A 17204-nucleotide genomic window follows, 5' to 3' on the forward strand; every position below is an offset into this window, starting at 1 on the left:
ATTTCATATGATGAACGAAAAGGAGGGGTTTCGTTGGGAAAGGTTGCACTCGTAGTCGGGGCCACGGGGCTTGTGGGGCGTTCGGTAACCGACGAGCTGCTGGGCCGCGGGGAGCTTGATGAGGTGCGCGTGCTGGTGCGAAGACTCCCGGAGGTCACGCATCCCAAGCTGCTGCCCATCCTGGTGGAGTGGGATCAGCTGGAACGATACGGCGACGCTTTTTCCGGCGTCCATAGCGTGTATTGCTGTCTGGGGACCACAATCAGGAAAGCGGGGTCCCAGCAGCAGTTCCGTAAAGTGGATGTGGACTATGTCATCAAGACGGCAGAGCTGGCCAAGCAGAACGGAGTGAGGCAATTTATGGCGGTCAGCTCCGTAGGCGCCAATCCGAAGGTTCGTAATTTCTATCTTCGCACCAAGGGAGAGGTTGAAGAACGATTGGCCGGAATCGGTTTCCGAGGACTGCATCTGTTCAGACCGTCGTTATTGCTGGGGGATAGGCCCGAACGGCGGTTTGGGGAGCGGGCGGCTTCGCTTCTAATGACTTCCCTCGACTTTGCATTCAGGGGTCCGAAGCTTGCCCCATACCGGGCCATTCCGGCGCAGAAGGTCGCCAGGTCCATGGTGAACATCGGTCTAACGGATATGAAAGGCCATCATGTATACACCAATGAAGTGATGCATGTTCTAGGCGAGGCCGCTGATTAAATTTGCCAGAGAACCCGCGGCGGATTACAATGTACACATATAGGAATACATAGAAAGGGTGATATATCATGAGTAAACATATCATATCGACCGACAAAGCCCCGGGAGCCATCGGACCATACAGCCAAGCTGTAGAAATCAACGGATTCGTATATACTTCAGGCCAGCTGGGATTGAATCCGGAAACAGGAGAATTCGGTGAAGGGGTCCAGGAACAAGCGAAGCTTTCGCTCAGCAATGTCAAGGCAATCCTTGAAGCTGCCGGGACAAGCCTGGATCAAGTGGTTAAAACCACGGTATTCCTGAAGGATATGAACGATTTCACGGCGGTGAACGAAGTGTACGGCAGTTTCTTCTCCGAGCCGTATCCTGCGCGCAGTGCCGTGGAGGTTGCTCGTCTGCCGAAGGACGGATTGGTAGAGATCGAGGTTATAGCCGTTAAGAATTAAACGATATGAACGTAAAAGGAGCTTTGCCTGCGTCGGCAAAGCTCCTTTTGCTTGTTCTAAATCCTTTCGATGAAAATTCTGAAGAACGAGCCGATGAATCCGCGCTTTAATACCGGGATCGTCTCCGATTGCGCGTGAAGAAGAGCCATACGGCAAATACAAACAAGATGATCGAGAGCACGAAGGCGGTCATTAAAATACTGTCGGTCTCCCGATGCTCGGCGGCGATGGCGATGTAAGCCCAGGTGAAGACCAGCGGCACGATGCCGTCCCGGTATCGCAGTCCGATCAGGATGGCGAGTAAAGCGCCTACGCAGAGCAGGGCGATACCCAAAGCGGACTCGCGCAGCCCGAAGAGGCTCCAGCCATTCTTTTGGAACACGATCCCGACATTAACGATAAAGGCAGGGCACACCCAGCCGATATATAGGCTGAACGGCAGCTTCAGGCAGAATCTCTCGCCGGGCGTCGGATAGTCTATCGCATGCGTGCGCACATATAGAACCCATAGGGTCAGCAGCAGCAATAACATCACAACGACAGACCATTCAATATACAAATAGTGCCATAGTACAAGCCATGCCATATTGAATACGCAGCTGAGAATAAACCATGGACCGATGGATTTGACGGAATCCCGGTTTCCGGAGTCGCGGCGCAGCTGGTAGATGACAAAAAAGAGCAGCAGCACATAGATGACGGACCATATGGAAAAGGCATACCCTGCGGGAGTGATCGCCGTATAATACATATCCGATATCTCCCCGGTCGTTCTGCCGCCCAGCGGCAGCATGCCCGATAACACGTTCACGGTGATAACCCCGAGGAAGAACAGCAGATTCCACCAGCGGTACGGGTTCGTGCGGTACATACAATCTCCTCCTGATATCAGTCTGGACTATATAGAATATACCCAAAAGAATGGATAACGAGCCAGCAGCCAAAAGAAAGGGGGGGGTATAGTTTCCTTAATTCATATGCTTCTTGCGATATTCGTTCGGCGTGAAACCCTCCATCTTCTTGAACACTTTGCTAAAATATTTCTCGTCCTGGTAACCGACCATCTCCGCGATCTGGGCAATCCGAATTTGGGGATTGAGCAGCAGCGTTTTGGCTTTCTCGATTCGAATCCGACCGAGGAAATCCGATAACGTCACGCCGAATTCCTGCTTGAATTTACGGGAAATGTACTCCCTGCTAAGAAAGAACTTGCCTGCGATCTGCTGCAGCGAAATCTCATCATGATAGTGCTGCTCCAAATATTGGGCTATGTCATGAATGATGTGATTGTCCTTCGAATGGATCTGGGTAAGGACCCGGGATGCCGCATAGAGCCTTCCGCTGATCTGTTCGCGCCAGCGGTCCCAGCAAATCATGCCATCCTCGCTGTAAGGGAGGGCGGAGGGAAGGTCCTGCGAAATTTCAGCGTCCTCAACGGGCTCCTGCGTGCTTTTCACTTCATTTTCCGTCCAATGATACTGGATCCAGTCCCATTCCGAATTCCACCTCATCAGATGCTCGGGAGAAACAAGATCCCTCTCGCGAACCTCCTGCAGCCACTCTGCCGTGGCCGCCTCGATGCGCTCCTTGCTCCCGCTGAGCGCGGCCAGCTTGAATTCCTCCTCGTAGGAGGAGAGCCGCAAGGTGCGCGAGCCCTCGCTTTCGACGGCGCGCTCACGATGGATGTGGCACTTGCCGGTCAATAGATTACGGCTGCACAGCGCTTGGACTGCAGTCGAATAAGCCTTGGGCAGATCTTGGGGAAAAGCGCCCGCTTCGGCGGCGCCGAAATGGCTCCGCCTGCGAAGGGTGGAGAAGAACCCGTCATTGATTCGATCCAGCAGGTCGTTAAAGGGAAGACGTGGATTCCAACAGAGCAGGATGATTTCTCCGGGCTTGTCGATATGCCGGAAGGCTATTCCGCGATCCTTCAACAGCTCATTACAAATGTTGATGAGGGTGAAGGACAGCAGATGCCGCCTATTGCGGAATTTGGACAGCAAAGCTTCGTCAAATTGATCGTCGCGGAGCACGGCAACGTTGCAAGCCATGCCGGTTTCGGGCAGCGTCATCCGTTTCCGCAATTGAGAGACGACGCTTTCCCTGCTGCCGTAGCCGTTCACGAGATCCGAGAGCAGGCGGTCCATATAGAATGGGGTCATCTGATTCATTTCAATATTTTGATTGGTCATATGCCGCCGTTTCTCTTCCTCAAGCCGCCAGGTTTCAACCGCTTTGGCCAGCGCCTCGTTCAAGCTGTCCGGATCCACGGGCTTGAGAATATAATCGATGCCTCCCGAACGGATGGTATGGCGCACATATTCAAAATCATCGTATCCGCTGATGACAAGCACTTTAATATCCGGTTTCGTGGCATGCAGCCAGGTCAGCAGCTCAAGTCCGTTTTTGCGGGGCATCCGCATGTCGGTCAGGACAATCTGCGGTTTCTTCTCCTCGATTAGCCTTACCGCTTCCTCGCCGTCGGCGGCCTGGTCGATCTCCGTTATGCCATGCCGTTCCCAGTCTGCCAGAAGCCCTATAGCTTCCCGAACGTGCTGTTCGTCATCTACGATCAATACTCTCATTCTAGTGTTCACTCTCCCGTGGTTTAATATCGAGCGTAACCTTGACGCCGTGGGGCTCTGCATTCTCTATGGTTAATTCAGCATGATTGTTGGAGTACAGGTTCAACCGCATGTATACGTTCAACAGCCCGATAGAATCTTCGCCGGCATCGTTTCGGTCAGGGTGATGAAAGGCCGTCTCAAGTTTGCCGCGGATCGAGGCGAGCTCCGCCTTCTCGATGGAAGCCCCGTTATTCTCAATGACAACGATCAAGCGGCCATCCTCCGCGATGCGGGTGGAGATGGAGATGCGGCCGACGCTGGCGTGCGTGTTCATGCCATGCTTGAAATAATTCTCAACGATCGGCTGCAGGATCATCTTCGGAACCGGGGTCGTGAGGCTTTCCGGATCCACATCCCAGATGATTTCCAGCTGATCGCGGAACCGCTGTTTCTGCAGCTCAAGGTACAGCCGCACATGGTTGATCTCATCCTGAAGCGTCACTTTGCCCTCGCTGTTGCGCATATTGTAGCGCATCATATTCGCCAGCGAAGAGAGCAGGGAATAGATCCTCGGCACGTTGTGCTGCAGGGCCAAGGTGCCGATGGACTGGAGCGTATTGTATAGAAAATGCGGATCGATCTGGGCCTGTAGCGCCTTCAGTTGGTTGGTTTTATTGGCGATTTCCAACCGGTACTCGCGCAGGATCAGGTTGTTGATGGTATCCATCATCGTTCGGAAGCGTCGGGACAGAATTCCGATCTCATCCGGGCTTGTCACGTCAATATTCACGTCGAGCCGCCCGGTTTTCACCTGATTCATATAGGTTGTGAGCTGTTTAATGGGTTTTGTGATTCGAATCGATATCCATAATGTGCCGAATATGACAATGAATAGCGCTAAAATCGCAATAATCGCGTTAATGCTCGTTAATTCCGTCGAATGTTTGTACAGCGTTTGGTGCGGAATTTGCTTGACGAGCGTCCAGGGTGCGTAAGGCAAATCGAGCTTCTCATAGACAATCATCGCATCCTCGCCGTCATAATATCCTCTTTCCGCTTGAGCGATGACGTCCATAAGCTCAGGATCGTCCAGTGCTTGACCTCTCTGCTGCGGATCCGGACCGTATATGATGCTGCCGCTGCTATCAATCAAGTATAGCGCCTCTTCCCCTTTAGCATACAGCTGATCGCATATGGCCAAGATACTGTCGAGTTTCACGTCAATGGCCATGAGGGCATATTGGTCCGGCGCAGGCACGTTGGTGATGGATCGGTAGAAGGTGATCACCTCAAAATCCAGGATGTCCGCGGGCCGCGGAGGGAACCCGTAACTATGCACCTGATGGACGGGCTCGATGGCTGTATTGCCTTCGCCGAACTCTTCTATTTTGCGGTACGGAGCCTGCCGGAATTCCCTTCTTGGCAGATTGCTGGATATCTGGGTGGATTGTCCCGTCAATTGATTGTGCAGATAAATCTGGTGAACGTCCTGCGTGCCCGTTTGGATGGCCTGCAAGGTTGCATACAGCTCGGCTACGACCCGGTGGTTATCGGGATCCAGGGCAAGGTTGCGCAAAAAATGGGGATCCGAATAAACGGACAGCGACGCGCGGTCGATGCCGCGCAGATAGTTCATCAGATTGGTCGCTCCTTGATAGATCAGCCGCACATTTTCGTTCACCGTCTGCTCCTTCACGGACTCCCGCGTATGCGTAAACGTGATGATTAACGAGAGCAGGAGCGGGATGGTCGTGACGGCGAGCATGAACGTGATCAGCCGGGTCTGGATGCTGCGATATTTCATGAAGGATCACCTCGGAATTATCGAATGGGCATAAGCGCGTATGGTCAATATTTTACACCTAACGGTTCATGATTCTCCGTGTTTATTGTTTACAGGTTACCGCATAATAGCTGTACATCATACAACAACTTAACGAAAAGGGGAGATCAAGGGATGAATCGAAAAAAATCTTCGGCGCTGCTGCAGCAGTTTCTTTTCGTGGGGCCCTCCACCATATTTTTCATCCTCATCATGATCATTCCGTTCCTCCTGGGTCTTTATTATTCCTTCACGAACTGGAATGGCGTGTCAAGCAAAATCGATTTTGTCGGCTTTGATAATTTTGTTACCATCTTTACCAACGATGATAAATTCCGGGATGCTTTCTGGTTTACGACCCGGTTTACGGTGCTTGGCGTCATCCTTACGAATCTTCTAGGATTTATTCTGGCGTACTTTCTGACGAAGCCTTTGAAGACACGAAACGTGCTGCGGACGATCTTCTTCATGCCAAACGTCATCGGCGGCCTGCTGCTCGGTTTCATCTGGCAGTTTATCTTTGTGAAAGGGTTTGCGGCGATCGGCAATGCCACGAACCTCGGATTCTTTAACCTGCCTTGGCTCGGCACGAAGGGAACTGCCTTTTGGGCAATTGTAATCGTTTTCGTATGGCAGACGGCGGGGTACCTGATGGTCATCTATATCTCCTCGCTTAACAATGTGCCAAAGGATATTCTGGAGGCTGCCGAAATCGACGGGGCGAGCAGGGGACAGGTACTGCGGTCCATTATCATCCCGCTTGTCATGCCGGCGGTTACGGTATGTTTGTTCCTGGCGATCTCCTGGTCATTCAAAATGTTCGACCTGAATCTATCCCTGACCAAAGGTGGTCCGTTCGGCTCGACCGAGTCGGTGGCCATGAATATTTACAACGAGGCCTATACGAATAACCGTCTCGGACTCGGAACGGCGAAGGCGGTCATATTCTTCATCGTGGTTGCCATCATAACAAGCCTGCAAGTCCGATTCACGAAGAGCAAGGAGGTTGAAGCCTAATGGAGACTACAAGAAAATACCGGCTGAACACCATGGCCACCGAGATCATCATGGTCATCGTGGCATTGCTCTTCCTAGTCCCGTTCTACTTCCTGTTCGTGAACTCCGTCAAAACCTTCGGCGAGCTGTTAACGGATTCAGCGGGGCTTCCGACTACGTTCGAATGGAGCAACTATTCACGGGCGTGGGACATCACGAACTTCCCGCAGGCGTTCTGGAATTCGCTGGTCGTTACGGTGGCGAGCAACCTGCTGCTGGCGATGTTAAGCGCCATGACCGCTTATCAGATGGTTCGCCGTAACACGCGTTTTAACCAGATCATGTTTGCGCTGTTTGTGGCGGCGATGGTCATTCCGTTCCAATCGATCATGATTCCTCTCGTGAAAGTGACGGCAACGCTCGGCATTAACAACAGCTTGTACGGACTGATTATCTGTTACCTGGGCTTCGGAGTTCCGCTGAGCGTATTCCTGTTCCATGGCTTCGTGAAATCGATCCCGATGGAGATCGAGGAAGCCGCGACCGTGGATGGCTCCAGCGGGTACGGCGTATTCTTCCGGGTGGTTTTCCCGCTGATGAAGCCGATGTTCGTGACGGTGATCATCCTGAACACCTTGTGGATATGGAATGACTACCTGCTGCCGTCCCTGATTCTGCAGTCTGCCGAGCTTCGGACGATTCCAATTGCTACTTTTGCCTTTTTTGGGCAGTATACCAAGCAGTGGGACTTGGCCCTCCCGGCGCTGGTGCTGGGGATTATGCCGGTCATTCTGTTCTTCCTGGCCATGCAGAAGTACATCATTGAGGGAATTACGCAAGGAGCGGTGAAGGGATAACCGCCAAACGGTCAATTCCTTCCCCCTCAAAGATCAATATAATACCTGATCTAACGAAAATAGGTTGATTATACTGAAAAAGTAAACGCTATCAACGCATGCTGGACACGATGTTATAGAAGAAAAGGGAGGTTTTACAATGAAGAAATACGGTAAGCTGCTCCTGGTCATGGTTTTGGCTTTCTCCACGCTGCTTGCAGCCTGCGGCGGCAACAACGAGGACGGCCAAGGTGCTGAAGGCGGTGCCGAGGGCGGAACGAAAACGATTAAGATTTTTCAATTTAAAGTCGAAATCGCCGAGGCTTTGAACAAACTGAAGGCCGAGTACGAAAAAGAGCATCCCGGCATCAAGCTGGATATTCAAACGGTTGGCGGCGGCTCCGATTACGGTGCGGCGCTGAAGGCGAAATTCGCTTCCGGCGATGAGCCCGACATTTTTAACGTCGGCGGATACCGCGATCTGGAGACATGGTTTGAGAATGTCGAGGATCTCTCGGACCAGCCATGGGTGAAGGACGTTGTTGACGTTGCCAAAGAACCCATGACAAAAGACGGTAAACTGTACGGACAACCGATGACCATCGAAGGTTACGGATTCATTTATAACAAAGACTTGTTTGAGCAAGCGGGAATCACCGAACTCCCTAAGACACTCACGGAGCTTGAGGAAGCTGCCAAAAAGCTGCAAGCGGCTGGGATTACGCCATTCGTGAACGGATACCAGGAAACCTGGATTTTGGCCAACCACTTGCTGAACATTCCGTTCGCCCATCAGGAAGATCCCGATGCATTCGTCAAAGGAATGAATGAAGGCACGGAGAAGCTGGTTGGCAACGCGAAGTTCGATGAATGGATGAGACTGTTCGACCTCACCGTCCAATACGGCCAGAAGAACCCGCTGACGACGGATTACAACACGGAAATCACGACCTTTGCCAGCGGTGAAGCGGCCATGACCCAGAACGGGAACTGGACGCAGGTGCAGATCGACGGCATCAACCCGGACTTGAACATCGGCCTTCTGCCGATGCCGATCAATGACAACGCCGAAGAGAACGACAAGCTTCCGGTCGGCGTGCCGAACAACTGGGTCGTGAACAACAAATCGAAGGTGAAGGACGAAGCCAAGGAATTCCTGAACTGGCTCGTCACTTCCGAGACCGGTAAACGCTACATTACGGAAGAGTTCAAATTCATCCCGGCACTGACCAGCATCGAGGCGAACAGCGAGACGCTTGGCGATCTGGGGAACGATGTCATGAAGTACAGCCAAGAGAACAAAGCGCTCAGCTGGGAATTCAACAAATTCCCGGACGGCGGCATGAATGAATTCGGCAGCCAGATGCAGGGTTATGTGGCTGGCAACGTGGACAAAACCCAATTGTTCGAAGGCATTCAGAAATCATGGGACAGCTTAAAGGCGAAGTAATCGCGAGGTCGGCACGAGTGCCATCCGAATGATTATGGACGTCAAAAAAGACGGTGCAGGACGAACCTGCACCGTCTTTTTGTTGTGGAGGCTAATAATTATTGCGAATCAGCAGGTAAATAATAAGACCTACCACAGGGAAGAACAATAAACCCAGCACAACAAGAATCGCGAACTCGGGACTGCGCCCTTTCCGCCGGGCATCGTTATAACCCCATACGCAGACGGCAATGTGAAGAAGAAAGAAGAACAATCCCAGCAATAAAGCCGCAATCCCGAAAATACCAAAGCCTATAAAACCCATAAATGCAAGACCTCCCGAACTCTTAATGTATGATCTACATACGCCGGATCAGCGGAAGGGTCGCATAAAAAATGCAGGCTTCGAAAATTTGGGCGGCAAGAATCAACGGGAGACTGCATAAGAACAAGGATTTTTCATTACTCTATATAATAGAAGAATTCGCTATGCAATACATAGATCATAACGAAATAGTAAATACATGGTATGATAAAGGTTGACGTTATTTTGGCGATGGCCATAATCCGTATCGTTTTGAAATTAGGTTGCTATCGTATAAGATAGTAATAATATCTATAAAGCAGGAAAAGACGGGAGACAACGATGAATCAACCGCTCTATGGCGTATGGTTAGGTGACGTATTCTTTTGTTTTTCCGGTGAGGTTTCGGAGCCCCGAGTGGATGCATGGAGCAGAGTGGTCCGAACCTTTCGCAAACCGGATGGAACCCGTCCCTTCGCTAACGCTTCCCTCCGGCTTGCCGAGCTCAGATATCCGGCCAAAGTCCTCGGATCGAAAAGCGCGCGGCGTCCGGAACGGAAGACGCTTGGCGGACGGACGATGGAAGGGCTTGCGCTGACACCGGGAGACGCATTCTCCATGCTGGTTTCGCTCGATCCCGAGCATACCCAAGCTCAGGGTTTGGCCATCGGCGAAGAAATGGAATATTGGGTGCAAGCGAGCAGATTCGCATTGGAGCTGTTATTGCAGGGGAAGTTTGCACCAGGGACGGCGGAGGTACCTTCCGCCGGAAGGCGCAAAACGTCGATGCACACGATAAAAGCGGTATGGAAACCGCAGCTGAATACCGAGGATACGGCCCGTTTTCTGCAGCTGGCGGCGAATATTCCTCCTATTGCCATCGGGACGCCTGCAGCGCTTGCCGGAACCGATCCTTCCACGCGGGAGGAAGCGGGGGCGATCGTGCTGTATTCTTTCCTGTGCGGCGTGATCGACAGTCAAGCCAGGGCTGCCGTCCGCGAATCGGAGGACAAGCTGAGGGCCTATCTGGCGAACTACCGGCGGGGACAATCCCCGCTTACCGAGCTGTGGTGGAACAGTCTGTTGACGGTCAGTCGGGATATTCCCATTCAAGGAACGGCGGAGGAAGTGGGCGAGCTTGAGGAAGCCGTAGAACGGGTCGGGGGGACCGTGTTCCCTTACGCCGGCGGGGAGGATCAGCCTCCTGAGAACGGAACCCTTGCCCTTGGGCTGCGGCTCGAACCGCCGCTGGAAGAGAGCCGGAAGGACTGGAAGGTAACCTTCTGGGCACGAAGCCAGGAGGATGAAGGCTTATTGATGCCGGTCCGTAGCGTATGGGGAAGTCCGGAATCCGATCAGCTGCTGCGCGGACGGATGTATGCTGGGGCCCAGCTGCAGCTGCTCATGAGGCTTGGAGAAGCCGCGGCGCTTGCTCCCGAGCTGGCGGAAGGCTTGTACGGGCGCGCTCCGGAGAGCGTCAACCTGCCGCTGGAGCGGTTGTCGACGTTCATGAAGGAATCGGTTCCGAGATTAACGGTGAGCGGCGTTACGGTTCAAATGCCGTCTCGCTGGAGCAGGGAAGGACGCCGCCGCGTCGGCTTATCCCTCAAAATGATGCCGGATGCAAGATCGTCAGGCGAAGCACAGTCGACGCCGGTGCTCGGAATGGAGCATCTGGTCAGCTTCCAAATATCCGCTGCGATGGGCGGCCATACCCTGACGCGAGAGGAATTGAAATTTTTGGCCGAACAGAATCTGCCTTACGTCCAGTTCCGCGGGGAATGGGTTGAGGTGGATTTGAAGGAGATCAATCAGGTGCTGCGCTTCATGAAACGCCATGAGAAGGGCGAAATGGAGCTTGCCGAATGGATGCACCTGAGCGCCGAAATGGATGGAGAGCGCCTGTGGAAGGGGCTCTTCATCGAAGAAGTGGAGACAACGGGCCTGCTGTCCTCCCTGCTGGACGGGGAAACGGTGCGCAAGCTGCCGTCCCGCCCGATCCCTTCCTCGCTTCACGGAGAGTTGAGACCGTATCAGGAACGGGGATATCAGTGGCTAAGCGTGATGCGCGATTTGGGATTTGGCGTTTGCCTTGCAGACGATATGGGGCTTGGAAAAACGGTGCAGGTCATCACTTGCCTGCTGGAGCGCCTCAATACCGAAGCCGCGGGAGACCCAGTGCTGATCATTTGCCCGACCTCGCTTCTGGGTAACTGGCAGCGGGAGATTCAGCGATTTGCGCCGGATCTGACCTTGCATGTGCACCACGGCGTCCGTCGTCTGCGCGGAGACGATTTCCTGCAGGAGGCGGCCGATCATGATATCGTGCTGACGACGTATCACTTGGCCGGAAGAGACGGCGGGGACTTATCCGCGATCCAGTGGTCGAGCGTGGTGCTCGATGAAGCCCAGTATATTAAAAATTATCGTACGAAGCAGGCGCAGAGCGTCATGAAATTATCCGCGCCGCACCGCATTGCGATGACGGGGACGCCGGTGGAGAACCGTCTGGCGGAGCTGTGGTCGATCTTCCATTTTCTCAATCCGGGATATCTCGGATCGTTTAACAGCTTCCGTCAGCGCTATGCGCCGGGTGAAGGGCAGCAGGAGAGATTCCGGGAGCTTCACAAGCTGGTTTCTCCATTCATGCTGCGCAGACTCAAGAGCGATCCGGACATCCGCAAGGATCTGCCGGAGAAGCTGGAACTGAAATCGTATTGTCCGCTGACCGAGGTTCAAGGCGCGATGTATCAAGCCGTCGTCGACGAGATGATGGGACAGATCGAGAGTCGGACGGGCATGGCGCGCAAGGGGCTTGTGCTTTCATCCCTCACCAAGCTGAAGCAGATATGCGATCATCCGCAGCTGCTTCGACGCGACGATGGACGCGCTGTGCGTCCCGAGTCCTCCGGCAAGATGGAGCGCATGCTCGAAATTCTGGACAGCATCGCGGATGTGGGAGAATCGGCGCTGATCTTTACCCAGTATGTGGGCATGGGCGAGCTGTTGGTGAGCATGCTTGGACGTAAATACGGAAAACAGCCGTATTTCCTTCATGGAGGGGTGCAAAAACGCGAACGGGATGAGATGGTACGGGCGTTCCAGGCAGGCGAGGGGACGGAGTTCTTTGTCCTGTCGTTGAAAGCCGGGGGCGTAGGCCTGAATTTGACCCGTGCGAACCATGTGCTCCATTATGACCGATGGTGGAACCCGGCGGTCGAGAATCAGGCGACGGACCGCGTATTCCGGATCGGGCAGAACCGCAACGTTCAGGTGCACAAACTGATTTCCCAGGGAACGCTGGAGGAGAGGATCGACGAGCTGATCGAACAGAAGAAGGCGTTGTCCGAGCAGGTGGTCGGGTCGGGCGAAACCTGGCTGACGGAGATGTCGGACGGCGAGCTCCGCCAGCTGATCGAGCTTCAGGAGCAGGATTGGATGTAACCGAAAATGCCGGTCCGCGGATGGCATCATGCCTACCAGGCGTACCGGTACGCGAATGGAATGTAAGGAGGTGCGGGCTATGGAAACTGCGGGATTAGGCGAAGGGATCAGACTCGAGATCGAACCGGGATGGTTGAAGGGAAAAGCGGACGGAGACATCGAATCTTCGGAGACTTATGAGGTCAGCGTGCAGGTGGAGAAATGGGATCCTGCCGCCCGCGAGGCGGTTCTGGCTTATCTGGAGGAAGACCCGCAGGCGCTGTACCGCCTGCTTGCAGGTCAGGGCGCCCCTTGGCTGGATGAACTGGCGCCATCCCCCCTGCGGGGCGGAGAGCTTGCCGCCGAAGCGCGCTGCACATGCGGCCGAGCGGCTTGCGGGCATGCCGCAGCCTTGTTGGCTGCCGCAGCCCGGCGCCTGGCGGCAGAGCCGCTCCAGCTGCTGACGCTGCTGGGGCTGCCGCGGGAAGCGCTGCTGGCCGGCGTCTTCGACGCCTGGGCCAAAGCAGCCCCGCCGCCGGCAGGCGGCTCCGCCGCGGAGTCGGCCGCCCGCGCGAAGGAGAAGGGACCGTCCGGTCCTTCTCCGGGCGAATGGGTGGCCGAAGCGGCGGCCGAGGGCCGCTTGCACCGGCCCGGCCCGCAGCTTAGCGAGCTGGCGGTGCAGCTGTCGCCGCCGCCTCCGGCGGATCAGCTCGGCCCGGCGGGCGACTGGACAGGCTTGCTGCCGGGCGTTCGCGGCGCGTCCAAAGCGCTTGCCCTGATCGCTCGCGGGGCGGCCAAGCAAGCGGACCAGAAGCGCCGCAGCTTGGAGCCGCCTTCGCCATAGCTTGGACATCCATTGCAGAATGGTATGGAATTCGATAAGAGCAGCGCCGTAAATCGAGGCAAGCTGCCGAATACCTGACGTAAACGGTGTAAATCCGTCATGATTCGTCAGCGGCTCGTTTGTCCTGTTTATTCCGAATAAGGTACAATGGGGGCAGGACAAACTGTGGGAAAGGAAGTAGCAGAGATGAATGCATTTTCGGGAAGAGGAATCCGGTTTACAAGCGTAATGCTGTCATCCCTGCTGTTAGCAGGGGCCATTCTGGCGGGATGCCAATCCGACGATGCCGGCTCCGGCAAGGAACAGGGGCAGGAATTGCAGTCGCCGGCCGAGGGCCAGGAAGGCAGCACGCTTCCTGAAGGCGGATCGGAGAACGGGGAAACGGGGGCTGAGAATCAGCCGGCGGATCCGGTCATGGCAAAGCGCAGCGAGAATGCACTCCAGGCCACCATCCAGGAGAGCGGGGGCAAGCAGGTCGTGACCAATGCGGAGGCCGTGACGGTAGTCGTGAACAAGCAGCGCAGCTTGCCGGACGGTTATGAGCCGAGCGATCTTGTAGAGCCGGATGTTCCGTTTTCTTTTGATGAGCCGCACGAGAAACGGCACCTGAGACAAGAAGCGGCGGACGCGCTCGAGGAATTGTTCGACGCGGCCAAAGCGGACGGCATCGAGCTTCGGGCCGTATCGGGATACCGTTCTTATGCCCGCCAAAAAACCATATATGAGAACAATGTTCGTACCAAGGGGGAAGCCGAGGCTAACCGCGTAAGCGCTGTGCCGGGTACGAGCGAGCATCAAACCGGCCTGACCATCGACGTATCCAGCCCTAGCGCGGGCAATGCGCTGGAGGAAACGTTCGGCCATACGGAGGAAGGACAGTGGCTGGCGAGCCGCGCGCCGGAATTCGGCTTTATCATTCGTTATCCGGAAGGGGCCGAGGATATTACCGGCTATGTATACGAGCCTTGGCATATCCGTTACGTAGGAAAGGATTTGGCACCGGATATCGCCGACAGCGGCCTGACGCTGGAGGAGTATTTCGACGAAGCGAACATTAAACTGTAAGCTGTGCTAATAGTCGTAGGATAAACGGGACTTTTTATCCTTGTACCGCGGCTTGCGAATCTATAAAGTAGAACAGGACCTGCGCAAGACCGGGCGATGTTCTAGTTATACAAAGGAATCCCGGAGCGGCTCGCTCCGGGATTCCTTTGTTTTTGGACTGAAGCATTCGGATTACTTATTCAGCGGCGAGTCTTCATAACCGGGATCATCGTAGCCGGTATCGTTCAGCTTGCCGATGATGTTCATATCCTCGATGGTTTTGCGGGTGCGTTCATCCCCATGTTCATGGAGAAAGGTGTAAAGATTAATCGTCCGTTCATCGTATTCCTCGGCGGCATCGTCATGATCTGCCGATTTATATGGGACGAACGTCCGTTTAAAAGCATACCGGTCGCTGCTGCTGACCTCATGGAGCAGCCCCCTCAGCTTCGAGACCTCTTCATCATCCATATATACGACATATTCGTTCGTATCGTTCGGTACATCCTGGATCAGGTTGTGATTGACTGAAACATAATACGTCTTTTTATCGTTTGTCATGATAAATCCCTCCAGACTTCGGCAGCTCAAGGCTGCACGGAATAGGATACGGGGTTTAAACCGGCCGCCGCCCCTTACTGTGCATTTTTCTAATCATATACACGTACGGGGGCCGGATGAATCAGAAGCGAAGTTGGAAGGGGCTTCCTTTTTCACATGGGGCAAGGAATTTGGTATGATAGAATCACCATGACGGCAGTATACTGGACGATGAGGATCATATCATGACACATGAGCAAATCTGCGAACTGCAAAGAAACATGGGGCAGCCGGTTTATGGCTGGCTACAAATCGTTTATAACCTTGATGAAGAGATATGACAATGTGCCGGCCGACCGCCGGTGAATCGGGATATGAGAAAGAGGAGGATTCATAAATGAAGATTTTACAGAAGCTCAAGGATGGAGCTAACCGTGCAACGGAAAAGGCGCAGCACGTGGTCGAAGTGAATAAGCTCAACAGCCAAATTTCCGAAATCGAACAGCAGAAGAACTCGTATTACCTGCAGATGGGTAAAGTATTCTATGAGGGCTACCGTCAGCAGGATATGACGATTGCGGAAAAGGAAATGGTCGAGCTCGCGCAAACCTGCGATGGATTGCAGGAGCAAATCGAAGCGATACGGAACCGCATCGCGGTGCTCAAGAATGAACGGGTCTGCGAATGCGGACGCGTGGTCGCGCTGGACGCGAATTTCTGCCCGTATTGCGGAAACAAGCTTGCCAATTTGATTGACCCTGAGGAGTCAGCGCCGGAAGAGCCGCGGGAGCCCGAGCGCAAGAGCATGTTCGATAAACGCGAATATGCGGCGGCTGAAGAAATCCAGGAGGAACAGGACGATGTCCAGACCTATGATTATCGTCCGAATCCGGATCCGTACGAGCCCGACCTCTATGATCCTGAACCGGAACGCCAGCGCGAGGAGATCATCGAGCGGTCGTCTGAACCGGAGGTTGATCCTGAACGGCTGCGCCTCGAGCAGGAGGAGCAGGAGAGGGACCGCCGCCATTGGGAAGAGCTCGAGCGCGAGCGGGAGAGACAGCTGGAGTTGGACCGCCGCATTCGTTTCTGGCAGGAAAATAATCAAAGTCAAGACTACGTCGGAGACGATGAAGCGACCCGCGACATGGTGAAGTGCCAAATTTGCAGCGTCGACCTGCCGAAAGGCTCGAAATGGTGTCCGCGCTGCGGAGCTGAACAGATTTAAGAGATAGGGATTCGGACGATCATGCCCTTGCGCGATGAATAAAGGACAGTGTGAATGATAGAGCAAGCGTTCGAGCATCTATGGGAGGACTAATATTATGGAACAATTGCTGCATCATTTGCGCAATTTGGGATTTACGGAAATTGAGTCGAAGATTATGGTGGACCTTGCCGAGCATGGGCCTGCAGGCGGGTATGAGGTAGCTAAACGTTTGGGCGCTTCGCGTTCCAACGTCTATGCGGCCATGCAGCGTCTGGAGCGGCAGGGAGCGCTTGAGCGAATGGACGGGGAACCTGTCCGTTACCGTTCGCTGAAGCCGGAGGAATTGACGCGGATGATATCCGGGCGCGTGGAGGCATCCCTCGCTTTTGTTGAGAAGAGCCTGCCGCGGAGCAGCGGCACGGCCGCTCCCTTCCTTAGCATGGAGGGGGATCAGGCGGTGCTTGATGTGCTTGTACGGGAGCTGAAGCGGGCGAAACGGGAGATCGTCGTTGACGTCTGGCGCGAGGAAGCGTCGCTGCTCCGTGAGCCGCTGGCGGAAGCGGAGGCAAGAGGAGTGAAAGTGCTGTGGGCTTGCGACGGTCCGGATCAGGGACTCTCAAGAACTTTGGCGTGGCCTGGGTGGAGCGACCTTGCGGAGCGAAGGGCCGGTGGCCGGAAGTTCTCGTTTGTCGTCGATCGGCAATGGTGCATCTTAGGGATGCGCGGCGGGGACTATGATACGGGAGCGGTCATCACGGAGCATCCGGTCATGGCAGAGCTGCTCTTGCACCATTTTACGCAGGAGATGGTATTGTTCCAGTTGGAACAGGACATGGGCGAACAGCTGGAAGCGCGTTACGGAGAACACTTTGGCCTGATCCAAAGCGAGTATCTAAATGCTGAGCCGGAGACTGAAGAGCAGGAAGAGCAGGAAGACCTGGCTGCGTCATCGATAACCCGCCCGCTGGCGGGGCATGAAGGCGATCCCGAAGAAGTGAACGGGGACTCCAATCGTAATACGGCCTAGGGGCA

General features: G+C 54.4%; 15 protein-coding genes. 10 read left to right on the plus strand and 5 right to left on the minus strand.

What is annotated here, in order from left to right:
• The first annotated feature begins 33 nt into the window (after positions 1-33).
• Together MHI43_RS03605 and MHI43_RS03610 are read left to right on the plus strand one after the other, a co-directional pair.
• Positions 34-708, plus strand: a complete 675-nt coding sequence (locus MHI43_RS03605; RefSeq protein WP_036664543.1) for an NAD(P)H-binding protein — start codon at positions 34-36, stop codon at positions 706-708.
• Positions 709-776: 68 nt separating this feature from the next.
• On the plus strand, positions 777-1157 hold the full coding sequence (locus MHI43_RS03610; protein WP_036664541.1) for a RidA family protein: 381 nt from the start codon (positions 777-779) through the stop codon (positions 1155-1157).
• A gap of 106 nt (positions 1158-1263) precedes the next feature.
• On the opposite strand, the gene MHI43_RS03615 is transcribed toward MHI43_RS03610, so the two are convergent.
• From MHI43_RS03615 to MHI43_RS03625, 3 genes are all read right to left on the minus strand, one after another.
• The gene (locus tag MHI43_RS03615) at positions 1264-2028 is read right to left on the minus strand and encodes a tryptophan-rich sensory protein (RefSeq protein WP_012818893.1); all 765 of its coding nucleotides are present in this window, start codon (positions 2026-2028) and stop codon (positions 1264-1266) included.
• A gap of 97 nt (positions 2029-2125) precedes the next feature.
• Entirely contained in the window at positions 2126-3742 is a 1617-nt protein-coding gene (locus tag MHI43_RS03620) for a response regulator (RefSeq protein ID WP_012818894.1), read from the minus strand.
• A 1-nt stretch (position 3743) separates the two neighbouring features.
• Positions 3744-5528 (minus strand): histidine kinase, encoded by a 1785-nt coding sequence (locus MHI43_RS03625; RefSeq protein WP_036664540.1) that lies wholly within the window; start codon positions 5526-5528, stop codon positions 3744-3746.
• A gap of 153 nt (positions 5529-5681) precedes the next feature.
• On the opposite strand from MHI43_RS03625, the gene MHI43_RS03630 reads away from it, so the two are divergent.
• The 3 genes from MHI43_RS03630 to MHI43_RS03640 all read left to right on the plus strand — a co-directional run bounded on the left by MHI43_RS03630 (position 5682) and on the right by MHI43_RS03640 (position 8828).
• Positions 5682-6563, plus strand: coding sequence for a sugar ABC transporter permease (locus MHI43_RS03630; RefSeq protein WP_009593034.1), 882 nt, complete (start codon positions 5682-5684; stop codon positions 6561-6563).
• Entirely contained in the window at positions 6563-7399 is an 837-nt protein-coding gene (locus MHI43_RS03635) for a carbohydrate ABC transporter permease (protein WP_012818896.1), read from the plus strand. The genes MHI43_RS03630 and MHI43_RS03635 overlap by 1 nt, the downstream gene beginning before the upstream one ends.
• Before the next feature lie 139 nt (positions 7400-7538).
• A complete protein-coding gene (locus tag MHI43_RS03640; protein WP_012818897.1) occupies positions 7539-8828 on the plus strand; it encodes an ABC transporter substrate-binding protein in 1290 nt (429 codons plus the stop codon).
• A gap of 91 nt (positions 8829-8919) precedes the next feature.
• On the opposite strand, the gene MHI43_RS03645 is transcribed toward MHI43_RS03640, so the two are convergent.
• Positions 8920-9132 carry a PLDc N-terminal domain-containing protein gene (locus MHI43_RS03645; RefSeq protein WP_012818898.1) on the minus strand — a complete coding sequence of 71 codons (213 nt, stop codon included), beginning with the start codon at positions 9130-9132 and terminating at the stop codon, positions 8920-8922.
• Positions 9133-9453: 321 nt separating this feature from the next.
• Here MHI43_RS03645 and MHI43_RS03650 point away from each other — a divergent pair, with 321 nt between their 5' ends.
• The 3 genes from MHI43_RS03650 (at position 9454) to MHI43_RS03660 (ending at position 14443) form a co-directional block, all read left to right on the plus strand.
• Positions 9454-12555: a DEAD/DEAH box helicase gene (locus MHI43_RS03650; protein WP_036664539.1), complete on the plus strand. Its 3102-nt coding sequence runs from the start codon at positions 9454-9456 to the stop codon at positions 12553-12555.
• A gap of 79 nt (positions 12556-12634) precedes the next feature.
• Positions 12635-13378, plus strand: coding sequence for a hypothetical protein (locus MHI43_RS03655; protein ID WP_036664538.1), 744 nt, complete (start codon positions 12635-12637; stop codon positions 13376-13378).
• Positions 13379-13564: 186 nt separating this feature from the next.
• On the plus strand, positions 13565-14443 hold the full coding sequence (locus tag MHI43_RS03660; protein ID WP_036664536.1) for a M15 family metallopeptidase: 879 nt from the start codon (positions 13565-13567) through the stop codon (positions 14441-14443).
• A gap of 171 nt (positions 14444-14614) precedes the next feature.
• Here the strand turns inward: MHI43_RS03660 and MHI43_RS03665 are convergent, their stop codons facing one another.
• The gene (locus tag MHI43_RS03665; RefSeq protein ID WP_012818902.1) at positions 14615-14983 is read right to left on the minus strand and encodes a hypothetical protein; all 369 of its coding nucleotides are present in this window, start codon (positions 14981-14983) and stop codon (positions 14615-14617) included.
• 376 nt (positions 14984-15359) lie between these two features.
• Here MHI43_RS03665 and MHI43_RS03670 point away from each other — a divergent pair, with 376 nt between their 5' ends.
• Together MHI43_RS03670 and MHI43_RS03675 are read left to right on the plus strand one after the other, a co-directional pair.
• On the plus strand, positions 15360-16190 hold the full coding sequence (locus tag MHI43_RS03670; RefSeq protein WP_036664534.1) for a zinc ribbon domain-containing protein: 831 nt from the start codon (positions 15360-15362) through the stop codon (positions 16188-16190).
• Positions 16191-16287: 97 nt separating this feature from the next.
• Positions 16288-17199, plus strand: a complete 912-nt coding sequence (locus tag MHI43_RS03675) for a TrmB family transcriptional regulator (RefSeq protein WP_012818904.1) — start codon at positions 16288-16290, stop codon at positions 17197-17199.
• Positions 17200-17204 lie beyond the last annotated feature (5 nt).

It is taken from the genome of Paenibacillus sp. FSL H8-0457 (genome assembly GCF_038051935.1).
In the GTDB taxonomy this organism is placed as follows: domain Bacteria; phylum Bacillota; class Bacilli; order Paenibacillales; family Paenibacillaceae; genus Paenibacillus_AQ; species Paenibacillus_AQ lautus_A.